Origin of the sequence: Stenotrophomonas sp. Y-13 (assembly GCF_046267925.1) — a bacterium.
In the GTDB taxonomy this organism is placed as follows: Bacteria; Pseudomonadota; Gammaproteobacteria; order Xanthomonadales; family Xanthomonadaceae; genus Stenotrophomonas; species Stenotrophomonas acidaminiphila_A.
Genome location: NZ_CP176501.1, coordinates 527,501 through 543,710 on the forward strand (window position 1 = coordinate 527,501; position 16,210 = coordinate 543,710).

The window sequence follows — 16,210 nt, forward strand, 5'->3', positions numbered from 1 at the left end:
CTGGAGGCCCGAACCCACTCCCGTTGCAAAGGTAGGGGATGAGGTGTGATTAGGAGTGAAAAGCTAATCGAACCCGGAGATAGCTGGTTCTCCTCGAAAGCTATTTAGGTAGCGCCTCATATGTATCCTCTCGGGGGTAGAGCACTGTTATGGCTAGGGGGTCATCGCGACTTACCAAACCATTGCAAACTCCGAATACCGAGACGGACTGTATGGGAGACACACGGCGGGTGCTAACGTCCGTCGTGAAAAGGGAAACAACCCAGACCCACAGCTAAGGTCCCAAATTTTGTGCTAAGTGGAAAACCATGTGGAAAGGCACAGACAGCCAGGAGGTTGGCTTAGAAGCAGCCACCCTTTAAAGAAAGCGTAATAGCTCACTGGTCGAGTCGGTCTGCGGGGAAGATTTAACGGGGCTAAGCACAGAACCGAAGCTTGGGGTGCATAACTTTGTTATGCGCGGTAGAGGAGCGTTCCGTAAGCCTGTGAAGGTGAGTTGAGAAGCTTGCTGGAGGTATCGGAAGTGCGAATGCTGACATGAGTAACGATAATGCGGGTGAAAAACCCGCACGCCGAAAGCCCAAGGTTTCCTTGCGCAACGTTAATCGGCGCAGGGTGAGTCGGCCCCTAAGGCGAGGCAGAAATGCGTAGTCGATGGGAAGCAGGTTAATATTCCTGCACCTCGCGTAAGTGCGATGGAGGGACGGAGAAGGTTAGGTGTACCAGGCGTTGGTTGTCCTGGGGAAAGGCGGTAGGTTTGGATCTTTGGCAAATCCGGGATCCTTCAAGACCGAGCACCGAGACGAGTCTTTAAGACGAAGTCACTGATACCACGCTTCCAGGAAAAGCTCCTAAGCTTCAGCTTACGCAGACCGTACCGTAAACCGACACAGGTGGGTAGGATGAGAATTCTCAGGCGCTTGAGAGAACTCGGGTGAAGGAACTAGGCAACATGGCACCGTAACTTCGGGAGAAGGTGCACCATTGCCGGTGGCCCATGCGGGCTATAGCTGGCGATGGTCGAAGTGACCAGGCCGCTGCGACTGTTTATCAAAAACACAGCACTCTGCAAACACGAAAGTGGACGTATAGGGTGTGACGCCTGCCCGGTGCTGGAAGGTTAATTGATGGGGTCAGCCGCAAGGCGAAGCTCTTGATCGAAGCCCCAGTAAACGGCGGCCGTAACTATAACGGTCCTAAGGTAGCGAAATTCCTTGTCGGGTAAGTTCCGACCTGCACGAATGGCGTAACGACAGCGGCGCTGTCTCCACCCGAGACTCAGTGAAATTGAAATCGCTGTGAAGATGCAGCGTTCCCGTGGCAAGACGGAAAGACCCCGTGAACCTTTACTATAGCTTTACACTGAACGTTGAGTTCGTCTGTGTAGGATAGGTGGGAGGCTATGAAACTGTGGCGCCAGCTGCAGTGGAGCCATCCTTGAAATACCACCCTGTCGTGCTTGACGTTCTAACCTAGGCCCGTTATCCGGGTCGGGGACCGTGTATGGTGGGTAGTTTGACTGGGGCGGTCTCCTCCTAAAGAGTAACGGAGGAGCTCGAAGGTACGCTCAGCGCGGTCGGACATCGCGCACTGTGTGCAAAGGCATAAGCGTGCTTGACTGCAAGATCGACGGATCAAGCAGGTACGAAAGTAGGACTTAGTGATCCGGTGGTTCTGTATGGAAGGGCCATCGCTCAACGGATAAAAGGTACTCCGGGGATAACAGGCTGATACCGCCCAAGAGTTCATATCGACGGCGGTGTTTGGCACCTCGATGTCGGCTCATCACATCCTGGGGCTGTAGTCGGTCCCAAGGGTATGGCTGTTCGCCATTTAAAGTGGTACGCGAGCTGGGTTCAGAACGTCGTGAGACAGTTCGGTCCCTATCTGCCATGGGCGTTGGAAGTTTGAGAGGGGCTGCTCCTAGTACGAGAGGACCGGAGTGGACGAACCTCTGGTGTTCCGGTTGTCACGCCAGTGGCATTGCCGGGTAGCTATGTTCGGAAGCGATAACCGCTGAAAGCATCTAAGCGGGAAGCGCGCCTCAAGATGAGACTTCCCGGGGCACAAGCCCCCTGAAGGAACCATGTAGACTACGTGGTTGATAGGTCAGGTGTGTAAGCGCGGCAACGCGTTGAGCTAACTGATACTAATGATCCGTGTGGCTTGACCATATAACCTCAAGTTGCCTTGGCCGACATGACATGTCGATAGACCCAAGTGCACGCTACGTCACAAACCTACGAGAGGCTGGCGCTTGTATGCGCTTCCCTGCGAAAGAGAACGCACTCCCATGTGCCGACCCTTCAAGAGAAGCGATAGCGACCCTCCAACCCTCTCCCTGGTGAAATTAGCGCTGTGGAACCACCCGATCCCATCCCGAACTCGGAAGTGAAACGCAGCTGCGCCGATGGTAGTGTGGCTCAAGCCATGCGAGAGTAGGTCATCGCCAGGGGCTTTACCCCCAAACCCCCGCTGCTCACCCAGCGGGGGTTTGCTTTTGTGCGACATCCAAACCCGGCTGTCGCATGGACCAGAACGGCGCCTGACGGCGCCGTTGTCGTTTTCCACCCCTCAAATCAGCGTTGCTGCGGGCGTTGCCCGGCGGTAAACCGCCCTGCGCGTGGCAAGGTTGGGTGCGGTGATGCATACCGCCTCGTCGTCGTTACCGCGCGCTCCAGCAGCTGTATGCCTGCCTCTCGCTCACGCGCTACGTGCGAGCCCTCGGATCTGCAGGAGTGCACTGCGACGGCCGCCCTGCAGGCGCGGGACAGACAGAAAGGCCAGCAGCCATGCGGGCCTGGCTGCTGCACCGGAGCCGATCCGCCCAGGCGAAGGCGTGGAGCAGGTGCAGCCTCAAGCTGATCGGCGCCCACCGCACATACGACAACGGCGCCAAAGGCGCCGTTTCTTCCATCATTGCCGCCAGAACGCGAAGATCACACCCGCCCGAACACCAGCGTCGCGTTCGTACCCCCAAAACCAAAACTGTTCGACATCACCCTCTCCAACCGCGCTTCCTGCGTCGAACGCAGGATCGGAAAGCCCTCCGCGCGTGGGTCCAGCGTGGTGATGTTCGCTGAGCCGGCCATGAAACCGTCGCGCATCATCAGCAGGCAGAAGATCGCCTCGTGCACGCTGGCCGCGCCCAGCGAATGGCCGGACAGCGCCTTGGTCGAGGAGATCGGCGGCACCTGCTCGCCGAAGACCTCGCGCACCGCGCCCAGCTCGGTGATGTCGCCCAGCGGGGTGGAGGTGCCATGGGTATTGAGGTAATCGATCGGGCGGTCGATGCCGGCCAGCGCCATGTTCATGCAGCGCACCGCGCCTTCGCCGGACGGGGCGACCATGTCGGCGCCGTCGGACGTCACGCCGTAGCCGATCAGCTCGGCATGGATGTGCGCGCCGCGCGCGATGGCGTGGTCGTAGTCTTCCAGTACCAGCATGCCGGCGCCGCCGGCGATGACGAAGCCGTCGCGGTTGGCGTCATAGGGGCGCGAGGCCGACGCCGGGGTATCGTTGAAGCCGGTGGACAGCGCGCCCATGGCATCGAACATCACGCTCATCGACCAGTGCAGGTCCTCGCCGCCACCGGCGAACACGATGTCCTGGGCGCCGTGGCGGATCAGGTCGGCGGCCGCGCCGATGCAGTGCGCCGAGGTGGCGCAGGCAGCGGACAGCGAGTAGCTCAGTCCCTTGATGCTGAAGGCGGTGGCCAGGTTGGCCGAGACCGTCGAGCACATCGTGCGCGGCACCATGTACGGGCCGACCTTGCGCACGCCGCGGTTGCGCAGCAGGTCGGCGGCTTCCACCTGCCACTGGCTGGAGCCGCCGCCGGAGCCGGCGATCAGGCCGGTACGGACGTTGCTGACCTGGGCCTGGTCCAGGCCGGCGTCGGCGATGGCGTCGCGCAGGGCGATGTAGCTGTAGGCCGCCGCGTCGCTCATGAAACGCTTGAGCTTGCGGTCGATCTGCGCGTCCAGGTCGATGTCGACGCGGCCGCCGATCTGGCTGCGCAGGCCGGCTTCGGCATGGTCGGGCAGGGCAACGATGCCGGGACGGCCTTCGCGCAGGGCGCTGGAAACGGTATCCAGATCGTTGCCAAGGCAGGAGTTGATCCCCATGCCGGTGATGACGACACGACGCATCAGAAGCTCTCGGTGGAAGTGAACAGGCCCACGCGCAGGTCCTTGGCGGTATAGATCTCGCGCCCGTCGACCAGCATGCGGGCGTCGGCCTGGGCCATGACCAGCTTGCGGTTGATCACGCGCGAGATGTCGATTTCGTACTGCACCCGCTTGGCGCTGGGCAGCACCTGGCCGGTGAACTTGACCTCACCGCAGCCCAGCGCGCGGCCGCGGCCCTCGGCGCCCAGCCAGGTCAGGAAGAAGCCGGTCAGCTGCCACATCGCATCCAGGCCCAGGCAGCCCGGCATCACCGGGTCACCGATGAAGTGGCAGCCGAAGAACCACAGGTCGGGGCGGATATCGAGCTCGGCGCGCACCAGGCCCTTGCCATGTGGACCCCCGTCGTCGCGGATATCGGTGATGCGGTCGAACATCAGCATCGGGTCGTTGGGGAGGCGGCCCTTGTTGGGCCCGAACAGCTCGCCGCGGGCACTGGCCAGCAGCTGTTCGCGCGAGAACGCATTGAGACGGTTCATCGAAGCGGTAATCCGGAGCACGAAAACGTGGGTTAACGCCCGAGCATGCATGATGCGCGGGCTTTCAATCAACAGTTTTAACCGTACGCGTCCGTAGTGTTTCGGGCAAAAGGCGGCACGTTCGTCGCAGATCGTACCGGTGCGTATGGGGCGCGGCGCTATGATGGCGGTCCTTCGTTCCGCGGTCGTGTTGCTCGCCATGCGCAAGATCATCCACATCGACATGGACGCGTTCTACGCGTCGGTCGAGCAGCGGGACGATCCGGCGTTGCGGGGCAGGCCGGTGGTGGTGGCCTGGCGCGGGGCCCGCTCGGTGGTGTGCGCGGCGTCCTACGAGGCGCGCAGGTTCGGCGTGCGTTCGGCGATGCCGGCGGTGCGCGCCGAGCGGCTGTGCCCAGACGCGGTGTTCGTGCCGCCGGATTTCGCCCGCTACAAGGCCGTGTCGCGGCAGATCCGCGAGATATTCCTGCAACACACCGCGCTGGTCGAGCCGCTGTCGCTGGACGAGGCCTACCTGGACGTGTCCGGGTCGTCGACCTGTGGCGGCATCGCCACCGAGATCGCGCGCACCGTCCGCGCGCAGATCCGCGAGGCGACCTCGCTCACCGCCTCGGCCGGGATCGCGCCGAACAAGTTCCTGGCCAAGATCGCCTCGGACTGGCGCAAACCCGATGGCCAGTTCGTGGTGCCGCCGGCGCGGGTGGAGCAGTTCCTCACGCCGCTGCCGGTCAACCGCGTACCGGGCGTGGGCAAGGTCATGGAAGGGCGCCTGGCGGCGCTGGGCATCGCTACCGTCGGCGACCTGCGCCGGCTGCCGCTGGAGCAGCTCGAGGCGCTGTTCGGCACGTTCGGGCAACGCCTGTACCGGCGCGCACGCGGCATCGACGAGCGCCCGGTGGAGCCCGACCAGCCGGTGCAGTCGATCTCCTCGGAGGATACGTTCGCCGAGGACCTGCGGCTGGGTGAGTTCGACGAGCTGATCGCCCAGCTGGCGGCGCGGACGTGGCGCGCGACCGGGCGCACCGAACGCATCGGCCATACCGTGGTGCTCAAGCTCAAGACCGCCCAGTTCCGGATCCTCACCCGCAGCTTCACGCCGGATGCGCCGCCGGCCTCGGAGGAGGAGCTGCGCGACATCGCGCTGGCGCTGTGCCAGCGCGTGCAGCTGCCGCCGGACACGCGCTACCGGCTGGTGGGCGTGGGCCTGTCCGGCTTCCGCGACCGCGAGGATACGGCGCTGCAGGGCGACCTGTTCCGCGATGTTGTCGTGGACTGACGGGTTTCCGCGCCCCGGTACAATCGACGGTTCACTGTCATGGAGTGGGTACGTGGGCATCGCAGCGCTGGTATTCGATCTGGACGGCACGCTGGTGGACAGCGCCGGGGACATCGCCGAGGCGGTCAACCGCTCGCTGGAGGAGCTGTCGCTGCCGCGCGTGCCCGAGGCGACCGTCCGCAGCTGGATCGGCGAAGGCGTGCGCCGCCTGGTCGCCATCGCCCTGGCGCACGCCGGCAGCGGACATGCGGCGGACGAGGTGATGCCGATGTTCATGCGCCACTACCATGACTGCCTGCTGCGCAGCCCGCGGCTGTACGACGGCGTGACCGACGCCCTGCAGCTCCTGCAGGCGCGTGGGCTGCCGATGGCGATCTGCACCAACAAGCCGTCGGCCCTGGTGCCGCCATTGCTGGAGCATCTGGGCATCGCCGGGTACTTCGCGCACATCGTCGGTGGCGACACCCTGCCGCAGCGCAAACCCGCGCCCGAGCCGGTGCTGCATGCGGCGCGGCTGCTGGGCCACGCGCCGGCACGGTGCCTGATGGTCGGCGACTCGGCCACCGACTTGGAGGCGGCCAACGCCGCGGGCATGCCGATCGCCCTGGTGCGCTACGGCTACCCGCGCGATCTGGATCTGGACGCGGCCGGTGCGGTCGCGGTGATCGACGACCTGCGGGAACTGACGGCACGCTGCTGAGTGGCAACCGGCCGCTCCGCGCGGCGCGGGGATGTTGCCTCTGTCGCTGCCTGGGGCCACGCCCGGACATGCCACGGCCATGAAGCCGCTGAGCCGCGGCCGGCATGCAATGACGCCCCGGCGGGAGGCCGGGGCGTCGATGGAGCGGTCGTGCTGGGGCTTCAGCGCGAGCGGTAGCGCAGGGTCAGCTGGTACTCGCGGCCAGGCTGGTTGTACCAGGCCACGGTTTCGTACGCGCGATCGAACACGTTGGCCGCCCGGGCCTGCAGGCTCCATGCCTCGTTGAGGGCGTACTCCACGCGCAGGTCCACGGTGCCGTAGCCGGCCAAGCGCAGGGTGTTGGCGGCGTTGTCGAAACGATGGCCGGTGGCGCTGGCGGTCACGCCCACGCGCAGCGGCCCGAAGCCGCGGTCCACGTCGAGGCGGCCGCTGGTGCGGGCGCGACGCGGCAGCCAGTTGTCGTGGCTGGCCGCACCGCGGGTGTGGTCGCGCGGATCGGTGAAGCTGGCCTGGGCGTTGATGTCGAACCCGGCCAGCGATGCGAAGCCGGTCAGTTCGGCGCCGCGGATGCGCGCCTTGGCGATGTTGTACGGGGTGTAGGTGCTGTCCAGCGCGATCAGCTGGTCGATGCGGCTTTCGTAAGCGTTGAAGGTCCAGTTCCAGCCCTCGCCGTACTGCGCGATGCCGACGTTCACGCTGGTGGATTCCTCCGGCTTCAATGCCGGGTTGCTCGACCACGGGTAGTACAGGTCGTTGAAGGTCGGCGCCTTGAAGCCGGTGCCGGCACTGGCGGTCAGGCGCAGGCCGTGGCCGAGCGCCAGGCCGTAGCCGAGGCTGCCGGTGGTGTGGTTGCCGAACTGCTCGTTGTCGTCGTTGCGCACGCTGGCCTGCAGCGAATGCGCACCGAAGCGGCCCTGGTATTCGGCGAACACGCCGGTGTTGTCGCGGTTGTCGATCGAATAGGCGGTGGTGCTGGTCACCTGGTCCTTCTGCCAGTCGCCGCCGACGCTCAGCTGCTGGCCTTCGGCGAACAGGAAATCGCCCTGCACGCTGGCGGTGTCGCGGCGCGTGTCGAACGTGGACACGAAGCTGCGCGTGCCGGCCTGGACGTAGTAGCTGTCGGCCTGGTCGTCGTTGCGTCCAATCTGCGCGGACAGGCGGAATGCATCGCCCGGGGCCCAGCGCAGCTTGCCGCCGTATACCCGTTGCTGGTTGTCGGCCTCGTTGCCGCTGTAGATGCTGCCGTCGTACTGGTTGCGGCTGGCGGCATCGAGCATGTGGCCTTCCACGCCCAGGGTCTCGGACAGCGCATAGCCGCCGCGCACGTTGAGCGAGGCGTTGCGGTAACCGTCGCGGTCGGGTTCGTCGACATAGCAGCCCTGGAACAGCGTGGCCGAGCCGTTGCACGCGTTGATGCCGTCGGTCTTCTGCCAGGCGCCCTGCGCCGATACCCAGCCGCGCTCGCCGCGGTTGCTGAAGCCGGCGCTGGCCTGGCGCAGGTTGTGGCTACCGGCGGTCAGCGCCAGGTTCTGCTGCAGGCCCTGGCCGGCAGCGCGGGTGAAGATCTGGATGACGCCGCCGATCGCCTCGGAGCCGTACAGGCTCGAACGCGGCCCGCGCACGATCTCCACGCGCTCGATCTGGTCGATGGGCAGGTCCTGCAGCGCCGGCATGCCGCTGGAGGCGGCGCCGATGCGCACGCCGTCGACCAGCACCAGCACCTGGCTGGAGGCGCTGCCACGCATGAACAGCGAAGTGATCTTGCCGGGGCCGCCCTGGTTGACGAAGTCCAGGCCGGCGCGGCCGCGCAGCAGGTCCAGCAGCGAGGTGGCCTGGCTGCGATCGATCTGCTCGCGGTCGATGACCTGCACCGGCACGACGCTGTCGGCGATGGAGACCGGCGTGCGGGTGGCGGTGACCACCACGTCGTCGAGCTCGGTCGGTGCCTGTTCGGCACTGGCAAGGCCCGGCAGTGCGAGCGCAAGGGCGAGGGAAAGGGTGTGGTAAGGCAATTTCATGGGAACTCCTGGATCCGCGCGCTCCCGCGCGGATGGACGGTGGAGGCTGCCAGGAGAGGGACACGACGGAGTGCGCGCACGGCGCTACTGCCGCCGCCATGCCCTCCGCATCGCAACCAGTCGGCTTCCGGGCCGGTCTCCGGGCTTGCAGGCGAAGCGCGTCGACGCTTCCGGCCAGGCGCCTTCCCGTGCGATGGATGCACAGTGGCGGTATGCCTGGCCTTGTCCTGCTTACCGTTGCGGGGGCAGCGCCGGACTGGCGCGGGCCAGGATGTCCCTGGCAGGCGCGGCACCGGCTTCCCGTTTCAACCGGCCGGAGCGAGTCCGGCCAGTCACCCGAAAGTGCGGGCATTCTATGCCATCGTCCGCGGCGCTGCCCGGCGTGCCGCGCGATGGGCGGCCCACGGCGTCGTGGCGCCCGCCACGGCACATCGCGCCGGCGGCACGCGCCCTACAATGCGCGATTGCAACGCGGTATCGGAATACACGTGACAGACGCATGGTTCACCCGGGCCTGCCCGGCGCCCTCGCAGCCGCACCGGCAGCACGCCATCGCCCGCCAGCGGCAACTGACCAAACCCGAGGGGGCGCTGGGGCGCCTGGAAACCCTCGCCATCGAACTGGCCGCGCTGCAGCGGCGCGAGCAGCCGCAGGCCACGCGCGTGCCGGTGCTGGTGTTCGCCGGCGACCATGGCGTCGCCGCGCAGGGCGTGTCGGCGTATCCGGCCGAAGTGACGGTGCAGATGCTGCGCAACTTCGCCGCCGGTGGCGCCGCCATTGCGGTGCTGGCGCGCGAACTGGGCGTGCCGCTGCATGTCTGGGACGTCGGCAGCCTGGCCGATGCGCCGGTCAGTGGCGTGACCTGGGACAAGCCGCGCCGCGGCACCGACGATTTCAGTACCGGCCCGGCGATGGCGCCGGCTGACCTCGACGCGGCGTTCGCCGCCGGCCAGCGCGCGGTGGCCGCGGCCTGCGGAGAGGGTGCCGACCTGCTGCTGCTGGGCGAGATGGGTATCGGCAACACCACCTCGGCCAGTGCGCTTGCGGCGGTGCTGGGGCCGTTGCCGCTGGCCGAACTGGTGGGCGCCGGCACCGGCCTGGATGCGGCGCGGATTGCCCACAAGCAGGCCGTGACCGCGCAGGCGTTGGCCCTGCATGGCGCGTCCATCGCCGCCGCCGCCGACCTGGGCCGCGAAGCCCTGCGCCGCGTCGGCGGGCTCGAGATCGCGGCGCTGGCCGCGGCCATGATCGCCGCCGCCCAGCGCGGCGTGCCGGTGCTGGTGGATGGCTTCATCGTTTCGGCCGCCGCGTTGGCGGCAGTGCGCATCAATCCGTCGCTGCGGCCGTGGCTGCTGTTTTCGCACCGCTCCGCCGAGCGCGGTCATGCGCGGGTACTGGAGAAACTGCAGGCCGACCCGCTGCTGCAGCTCGACCTGCGGCTGGGCGAGGGTTCCGGCGCGGCGCTGGCGCTGCCGCTGCTGCGCCTGGCCTGCGCGCTGCACAACGGCATGGCCACGTTCGCCGAAGCCGCGGTTGCCGGGCGGAGCACCGCGCCGTGATCCTGGACCTGATGCGCCATGCCTCCACCGGCCGCCAGGGCCACCTGGACGGCCGCAGCGATCCGCCGCTGCTCGATGGCGCGGTGGACGCGCTGCTGCAGCGCCACGCCGACGGCCAGTGGAGCCGGGTGATCGCCTCGCCGCGGCGCCGTGCGCTGGATACCGCCACCGCGCTGCTTGCCGGCCGCGAACTGTTCTGCGAAATCCACCCGGACTGGGCCGAACTCGATTTCGGCGACTGGGACGGTCGCCATTACGATGAAATCCCCGCCGAACTGCTGGCCGGGCTGTACGACGCGCCGCATGCGGTGGTGCCGCCCAATGGCGAGAGCTGGCAACAGTTCCAGCAGCGCATCGATGCCCAGCTGCAGCGGCTGCTGGACGAGGACGAGGGCGACGGGCCGGTGCTGGTGGTCAGCCACGCCGGGGTGCTGCGGTTGGCGGTGTCGCGCGTGTGCGGCATTCCGCTGGCGGCCCTGTGGGCGATGCGCATCGACTACGGCACCCGCGTGCGCCTGCGCGTGGAGCGCGCGCAGGACGGGCAGGTGTGGGGTGAGCTGCTGGAGCTGTGCCAGCCGTGAGCGTGCGCCGCCTGATCCTGGCCATCCAGTTCCTGACCCGGCTGCCGACGCCGCAGGTGAAGGACTTCCGCGACGACGACCTCAGCCGCGCCGCGGTGTATTACCCGCTGGTCGGCGGGATCATCGGCGCGCTGCTGGCCGCGCCGCTGTACCTGCTCGGCGACCGGCCCTGGCTCGCCGGCGTGCTTGCCCTGCTGGCGTGGGTGTGGGTGACCGGCGCGCTGCACCTGGATGGACTGGGCGACGTCGCCGATGCCTTCGGTGCCGCGCACCGCGACCCGCAGCGTTTCCTCGAAGTGCTCAAGGATCCGCACCTGGGCGTGTTCGGCGTGGTCACCCTGGTGATGCAGCTGCTGCTCAAGTTCGTGCTGCTGTCCGAACTGTCCGCCAGCCCGCTGTGGTACGGCATCGTGCTGGTGCCGGCGTGGGCGCGCTGGGGCACGCTGTGGTGGAGCCGGTTGTTGCCGTCGCTGCACGCTGCGGGCATGGCCGAACGCTTTTCATGGCAGCTGAGCCTGCGCTCGATGTGGGCGTGGGCGCTGCTGCTGGCCGTGGTCACCGCCTTCGTGGCCTGGCCGCTGCTGCTGGCGCTGCCGCTGGTGGCGCTGGTCGCGGCCTGGTGGCGGCGCCGGCTGGGCGGTATTTCCGGCGACTGCCTGGGCGCCAGCGTCGAGGTCACCGAAAGCCTGCTGTTGCTGGCGCTGGTGCTGCTGGGGGGAATCGCCTTGCCGGTGCCGTAGCGGCCCGGCTGCGGGCGTCAGTCCTCGCTGAAACGGATCTCGCCGACCTCGTCGTCGCCGTCGTCAGCGGCCGCGTGCGGCTGCATGTGGGTTTCGTGGACCGGACCGGCCATCTGCCCGGCACGCGTGGCCGGCAGGCCAACGGCCGCGGCTTCGTACTCGGAGACCAGTTGCTGGCGGCGGGCATCGGGCACTTCCTGCCAATGGCAGCCGACCAGCGCGCCTTCCAGCGAGTACAGCAGGTTGAGGCTGGGCTTGAAGCCGGCGCGGCGGACCTTGACGAAGGCGCCGACGGCGCCCACCGCGGCCAGGTCCTCGGCGCTGCGCAACCCGACCTGGCGCAGCCACGCCGCGCTCTTCGGGCCGATGTTGCGCAGCTTCAGCGCACTCACGCCAGCGCCTCGACGAACACCCGGGCGATGGCCTCCAGCCCCGCCTGGTCGTCGGCGTCGAAGCGCGAGGTGACCGGGCTGTCCAGGTCGAACACGCCGACCAGCGCACCGTCGTGGACCAGAGGCACCACCAGTTCCGAGCGCGAGGCCGAGTCACAGGCGATGTGGCCCGGGAACGCATCCACGTCGTCCACGCGCTGGGTCTGGCGGGTGCTGGCCGCCGCGCCGCACACGCCCTTGTGCAGCGGGATGCGCACGCAGGCCGGCAGGCCCTGGAACGGACCGACCACCAGTTCGGTGCCGTCGAAGAAATAGAAACCCACCCAATTGAGCTGCGGCAGCGCGTGGTACACCAGTGCCGACAGGTTGGCGGCATTGGCGGTGCGGTCGGTTTCGCCGTGGACCAGCGCGCGGGCCTGGGCCAGCAGCTGGGCGTACTGTTCCGGCTTGCTGCCGGTGAGCGTGGTGGAACTGAACATGGGGCGAAGTCTAACCGCTGCGCCCGATGTCCGCGCGGCACCGCCGCCGGCATCGCCCCGGGCGTGTGCACGGGGCGCGGAAAAAGAAAGACCCGGCAACGGGAGAGAGCGCGTTGCCGGGTCCGGACAGGGCGCGGGGGAGGGGGGATCCGCGCGCTGTTGAGGGGGAGTCAGCCGTTCCTGGCGCGCTGGCGCCTGCCGGTGCCATCCTGGAAGGGCTGCCGTGCCAGTTCGGCCAGCGCCTGTCCGCTCTGCAGCCCGAGTCCGGCGATCTCCTGCCCGGCCGAGGCCAGCCGCTGCAGGTTCTCCCGGGCCACCTGCAGGCCCTTGGGCAGCAGCGCTGGCAGGTCGGCCTGCGGGGTGGGGCGGGCCAGTTCGTCGAGGAAACCGGCGGTCGCGCTGGCATTGCGCTCGAAGGTGCGCAGCTGCACCCCGAATGCGCTCTCCGCGGTCTCCAGTGCCAGCCGGTTGGCGCGATGCGCCAGCGCGGTGAACTGCCGGGTGTAAGCGCCGAAACCTTCGTCGAACCGGGCGGACATGCCGTGCTCCGTCGTTTGTTGCGACGCAGCATAACGTTCGCCATGGCGGCGTGGAAGTCCGGCGCCTGCGGCCGCCGGGGAATCGTTCAGCTCAGACGCCGCGGTAGCGGCAGCCGGAGGTGCAGGTCTCGTGCACGGTCACCGCGCTGAGCTGCGGTAGGGCGGGGCGCAGCCGGTCCCAGATCCACATCGCCAGGCGCTCGCTGGTGGGGTTCTCCAGCCCGGGGACGTCGTTGAGATAGTGATGGTCGAGCTGTTCGTAGAGTGGCTGGAAGGCGGCCTTGATGTCGCCGAAGTCCATCACCCAGCCGGACTCCGCGCCGGGCTCGCCGCTTACTTCCAGGCGCACCCGGAACGAGTGCCCGTGCAGGCGTGCGCATTTATGGCCGGCGGGCACGTTGGGCAGCCGGTGCGCGGCCTCGAGGGTGAAGTCTTTGAAGATGTCCATGCCGCGATTGTAGCGCCGGGGCGGGAAATCCTTTGGTGGATCAATACATCCTTTTATCAAGATGAAGGGATGTTGTTTCTTTTTCGTTATATGCGCATGAAGGGACGTAATTGGCCCGAATCGCGCCGGACTGGCTGAATGCGGGTTGCTTCCTCCCCCTCGCTTCCGTATCCCGATGTCCAACTTCTCCCCGCTCGTGGTGGCCCTGGCCACCGCCATGGCCGCGCCTTTGTCCGTCGCCGCCGAATCCGCCGATGCACCCGTCGGTCCCACCCTTTCGGCCGTGCAGGTCACCGGTTCCAACATCAAGCGCAGCGACACCGAAACCGCCAACCCGGTGCAGGTGATCGAACGCCAGCAGCTGGAGGAATCGGGCAAGGCCACGGTGGCCGACCTGCTGCGCTCGATCTCGGCCAATACCGGCAACGCCGCCAACGAAACCAGCAACAGTGGCTGGGCGTCCGGTTCGGCGGGCATCGGCCTGCGTGGCCTGTCGCAGAAGAACACGCTGGTGCTGCTCAATGGCCGCCGGCTGGCCAACTACGGCTTCCCGTCCGGCGGCCTGTCGGACACGTTCGTCAACCTCAATGCACTGCCGCTGGTGGCGGTGGAACGCATCGAAGTGCTCAAGGACGGCGCTTCTGCTGTGTACGGCTCCGATGCGGTGGCCGGCGTGGTCAACATCATCACCCGCCAGGGCTTCGAGGGCGCGGAGGTGGGCGCAAGCGGCGGTACCTCGGACGCCGGCGGCCTGGACCAGCAGAACGTCAAGTTTGTCGGCGGTATCGGCGACCTGGAGAACGATGGTTACACCCTCCTGGTGTCGCTGGAAGGCTACAACCGCGACCGGCTGGACCAGAACCAGCGTGACCTGACCCGCTCGGGCATCTACACCGACAAGGCCGGTGGGCGCTGGAACGGGTGGTCGGCGAAGGGCGCGCGCTTCCTGGTCAATGGCAGGTCCGTGCCGATGCTCGACGCTGCCGGCAACTGCCCGGAGGGCACCGTGCTCACCGCCAGCGCGCCGATCGATGGGCTGGCCGGCGACACCTGCGCCTTCAACCAGGCGCCGTACACCACCCTGATCCCCTCGACCAGGCGCTGGCAGGCCTACCTCAACGGCACGCTGCGCCTGAACGATTCGGTCGATGCCTTCGCCGAGGTGCTCTACAGCGACATCAAGGGCGTGTCCTGGTTCGGCTCCAGTCCATTCTTCACCCTGGAAAACGGGCGCTTCGCACTCAACGCCGATACCGGCCTTGCCGAGCCGGTGCGTTCCACCCTGCCGGCGGCCAGCCCCTACAACCCGTATGGCGTGGACGTGCCGATCGAGTACACCTTCTTCAATCTTGGCGGCACCATCAAGACCAACCGCTCGCAGGCCTATCGTGGTCTGGTCGGCCTGCGCGGGCAGGGTGAGAAATGGGACTGGGAAGTGGGCGCGTTCCAGGCGGCGAGCAAGGAGCGCGAAACGGTCTCCGGTGGCTTCGCCAACCGCTGGGCACTGTACGACGCGCTGGCCACGGGCAGCTACAACCTGCTCAAGCCGTCGGCCACCGATCCGGCGGTGCTCAAGGCCATCGGCCTGAGCACGTTGCGCCCGGCCGATTCGATCCTCAAGGGGCTGGACGCCAAGGTGTCCGGCACGTTGGGCGAAACCCGGGCGGGGCAGGTCGGCTTTGCCGCCGGCGTGGAATGGCGGCAGGAAAAGCTGGATTCGGACAATCCGTGGCAGATCGACGCCGGCCTGCAGGTACGCCCGGCCATCGCCGAGGTGCATGGCGAGCGCAAGGTCACCGCCGCCTATGCCGAAGTGAACGTGCCGCTGCATGGCACGCTGGAATTGCAGGCCGCCGCGCGCGGCGACCATTACAGCGATTTCGGCAATGCGTTCTCGCCCAAGCTGGGCCTGCGCTGGCAGCCTCTGGACGGGCTGCTGGTACGCGCCGCCGCTTCGCGCGGCTTCCGCGCGCCGTCGCTGTCGGAAAACTCGGCCTCGACCAACATCGCCTACGGCTCGGTGGTGGACCCGCACGACCCGGACGTGCCCGGCTCGCGCCAGACCCCGACCTTCTTCACCGTCGGCAACCGCACTCTCGACCCGGAGCGCACGCGCAGCTTCAATGCCGGCGTGGTGCTGTCGCCGTGGGCCAACACCAGCCTGAGCGTGGACTACTACCGCGTCAGGCTCGACAACCTGATCGGCAGCGGCAACACCACCACGCTGGTGGCCGAGAACGACCCGGCCAGCGTGCTGCGCGATGCGCGCGGCAAGCTGCTGGCCGTCTACAACCGCTACCAGAACCTGAGCGAGCTGCAGACCTCGGGCATCGACGTGGAACTGCGCCAGCGCTGGTCCAGCGCCAGTGCCGGCGATTTCGGCCTGTCCTCCGCGTTGACCTACGTCATCGACTACAAGCGCCCGCAGGTGATTGACGGTCCGCTGGTGGATTACGCCGGTTCCAACCTCGGCCCATCGCTGCCGGACATCAAGGCCACCACCACCCTGGACTGGACCCTGGGTGACTGGCGCACGGCGCTGACCTGGTACTACACCGGGGGTTACGACCAGGAAGGCAGCGTCGCCGCCAAGGCCGTGCAGAAGGACGTGGCCAGCTACAGCCAGTTCGACCTGTACCTGGGCTACACCGGCATCGACAGGCTCTCGCTGTACGCCAAGGTGCAGAACATCGGCAACCGCCAGCCGCCGCACGATGCCACCTTCCCCGGTGTGCGCGCGCCGTACGACTTCAGCCAGTACGACCTGCGCGGGCGCTACTACACGGTGGGCTTCGACTACCGCTTCTGACCTTGA

Annotated in this window: 13 protein-coding genes, 2 rRNA genes and 1 riboswitch (1 of these 16 only partly in view); of the genes, 8 read left to right on the top strand and 7 right to left on the bottom strand. The window is 67.2% G+C overall.

The features are described from left to right. Together ACJ7VY_RS02270 and rrf are read left to right on the top strand one after the other, a co-directional pair. A 23S ribosomal RNA gene (locus ACJ7VY_RS02270) occupies positions 1–2,174 on the top strand; it begins 704 nt to the left of the window's first position. 166 nt (positions 2,175–2,340) lie between these two features. After that, positions 2,341–2,455 (top strand): 5S ribosomal RNA (rrf, locus tag ACJ7VY_RS02275). A 484-nt stretch (positions 2,456–2,939) separates the two neighbouring features. Here rrf and fabB read toward each other — a convergent pair. Both fabB and fabA read right to left on the bottom strand, forming a co-directional pair. Next, positions 2,940–4,148: a beta-ketoacyl-ACP synthase I gene (gene fabB / locus ACJ7VY_RS02280; protein ID WP_321989897.1), complete on the bottom strand. Its 1,209-nt coding sequence runs from the start codon at positions 4,146–4,148 to the stop codon at positions 2,940–2,942. Next, on the bottom strand, positions 4,148–4,663 hold the full coding sequence (gene fabA, locus ACJ7VY_RS02285) for a 3-hydroxyacyl-[acyl-carrier-protein] dehydratase FabA (RefSeq protein ID WP_312348757.1): 516 nt from the start codon (positions 4,661–4,663) through the stop codon (positions 4,148–4,150). Before fabA ends, fabB begins: the two co-directional genes overlap by 1 nt. A 199-nt stretch (positions 4,664–4,862) precedes the next feature. On the opposite strand from fabA, the gene dinB reads away from it, so the two are divergent. Both dinB and gph read left to right on the top strand, forming a co-directional pair. Next, positions 4,863–5,939: a DNA polymerase IV gene (gene dinB, locus ACJ7VY_RS02290; protein WP_104937955.1), complete on the top strand. Its 1,077-nt coding sequence runs from the start codon at positions 4,863–4,865 to the stop codon at positions 5,937–5,939. A gap of 52 nt (positions 5,940–5,991) precedes the next feature. Then, the gene (gene gph, locus ACJ7VY_RS02295) at positions 5,992–6,639 is read left to right on the top strand and encodes a phosphoglycolate phosphatase (protein ID WP_293762370.1); all 648 of its coding nucleotides are present in this window, start codon (positions 5,992–5,994) and stop codon (positions 6,637–6,639) included. 161 nt (positions 6,640–6,800) lie between these two features. Here the strand turns inward: gph and btuB are convergent, their stop codons facing one another. After that, complete coding sequence (gene btuB, locus ACJ7VY_RS02300) at positions 6,801–8,657, bottom strand: TonB-dependent vitamin B12 receptor (protein WP_409476290.1); 1,857 nt, start codon at positions 8,655–8,657, stop codon at positions 6,801–6,803. Positions 8,658–8,769: 112 nt separating this feature from the next. Beyond that, positions 8,770–9,012, bottom strand: a riboswitch (cobalamin riboswitch). Positions 9,013–9,145: 133 nt separating this feature from the next. Between btuB and cobT the strand changes: the two genes are divergently transcribed. Genes cobT through cobS form a run of 3 tightly spaced genes read left to right on the top strand, consistent with a single transcriptional unit; the run spans position 9,146 to position 11,537 of the window. Next, complete coding sequence (cobT, locus tag ACJ7VY_RS02305; RefSeq protein ID WP_409476291.1) at positions 9,146–10,216, top strand: nicotinate-nucleotide--dimethylbenzimidazole phosphoribosyltransferase; 1,071 nt, start codon at positions 9,146–9,148, stop codon at positions 10,214–10,216. Continuing rightward, positions 10,213–10,797 carry a histidine phosphatase family protein gene (locus tag ACJ7VY_RS02310; protein WP_104937959.1) on the top strand — a complete coding sequence of 195 codons (585 nt, stop codon included), beginning with the start codon at positions 10,213–10,215 and terminating at the stop codon, positions 10,795–10,797. The genes cobT and ACJ7VY_RS02310 overlap by 4 nt, the downstream gene beginning before the upstream one ends. After that, the gene (gene cobS, locus ACJ7VY_RS02315; RefSeq protein WP_313249400.1) at positions 10,794–11,537 is read left to right on the top strand and encodes an adenosylcobinamide-GDP ribazoletransferase; all 744 of its coding nucleotides are present in this window, start codon (positions 10,794–10,796) and stop codon (positions 11,535–11,537) included. Before ACJ7VY_RS02310 ends, cobS begins: the two co-directional genes overlap by 4 nt. Before the next feature lie 17 nt (positions 11,538–11,554). Here cobS and ACJ7VY_RS02320 read toward each other — a convergent pair whose 3' ends face one another. From ACJ7VY_RS02320 to queD, 4 genes are all read right to left on the bottom strand, one after another. Then, the gene (locus ACJ7VY_RS02320) at positions 11,555–11,929 is read right to left on the bottom strand and encodes a TfoX/Sxy family protein (RefSeq protein WP_409476292.1); all 375 of its coding nucleotides are present in this window, start codon (positions 11,927–11,929) and stop codon (positions 11,555–11,557) included. After that, on the bottom strand, positions 11,926–12,408 hold the full coding sequence (locus ACJ7VY_RS02325) for a GAF domain-containing protein (RefSeq protein WP_104937962.1): 483 nt from the start codon (positions 12,406–12,408) through the stop codon (positions 11,926–11,928). The genes ACJ7VY_RS02320 and ACJ7VY_RS02325 overlap by 4 nt, the downstream gene beginning before the upstream one ends. Before the next feature lie 170 nt (positions 12,409–12,578). Then, positions 12,579–12,947 carry a phasin family protein gene (locus ACJ7VY_RS02330; protein WP_161615286.1) on the bottom strand — a complete coding sequence of 123 codons (369 nt, stop codon included), beginning with the start codon at positions 12,945–12,947 and terminating at the stop codon, positions 12,579–12,581. A 91-nt stretch (positions 12,948–13,038) separates the two neighbouring features. After that, a complete protein-coding gene (queD, locus tag ACJ7VY_RS02335; RefSeq protein ID WP_409476293.1) occupies positions 13,039–13,395 on the bottom strand; it encodes a 6-carboxytetrahydropterin synthase QueD in 357 nt (118 codons plus the stop codon). 175 nt (positions 13,396–13,570) lie between these two features. Between queD and ACJ7VY_RS02340 the strand changes: the two genes are divergently transcribed. Next, complete coding sequence (locus ACJ7VY_RS02340) at positions 13,571–16,204, top strand: TonB-dependent receptor plug domain-containing protein (protein WP_161615287.1); 2,634 nt, start codon at positions 13,571–13,573, stop codon at positions 16,202–16,204. The last annotated feature ends 6 nt before the right edge of the window (positions 16,205–16,210 follow it).

Coding starts and splice junctions, on each gene's coding strand:
- dinB (WP_104937955.1), top strand. CDS start 4,863: ATGCGCAAGATCATCCACATCGACATGGACGCGTTCTACGCGTCGGTC.
- fabB (WP_321989897.1), bottom strand. CDS start 4,148: ATGCGTCGTGTCGTCATCACCGGCATGGGGATCAACTCCTGCCTTGGC.
- ACJ7VY_RS02325 (WP_104937962.1), bottom strand. CDS start 12,408: ATGTTCAGTTCCACCACGCTCACCGGCAGCAAGCCGGAACAGTACGCC.
- fabA (WP_312348757.1), bottom strand. CDS start 4,663: ATGAACCGTCTCAATGCGTTCTCGCGCGAACAGCTGCTGGCCAGTGCC.
- ACJ7VY_RS02330 (WP_161615286.1), bottom strand. CDS start 12,947: ATGTCCGCCCGGTTCGACGAAGGTTTCGGCGCTTACACCCGGCAGTTC.
- queD (WP_409476293.1), bottom strand. CDS start 13,395: ATGGACATCTTCAAAGACTTCACCCTCGAGGCCGCGCACCGGCTGCCC.
- btuB (WP_409476290.1), bottom strand. CDS start 8,657: ATGAAATTGCCTTACCACACCCTTTCCCTCGCCCTTGCGCTCGCACTG.
- ACJ7VY_RS02340 (WP_161615287.1), top strand. CDS start 13,571: ATGTCCAACTTCTCCCCGCTCGTGGTGGCCCTGGCCACCGCCATGGCC.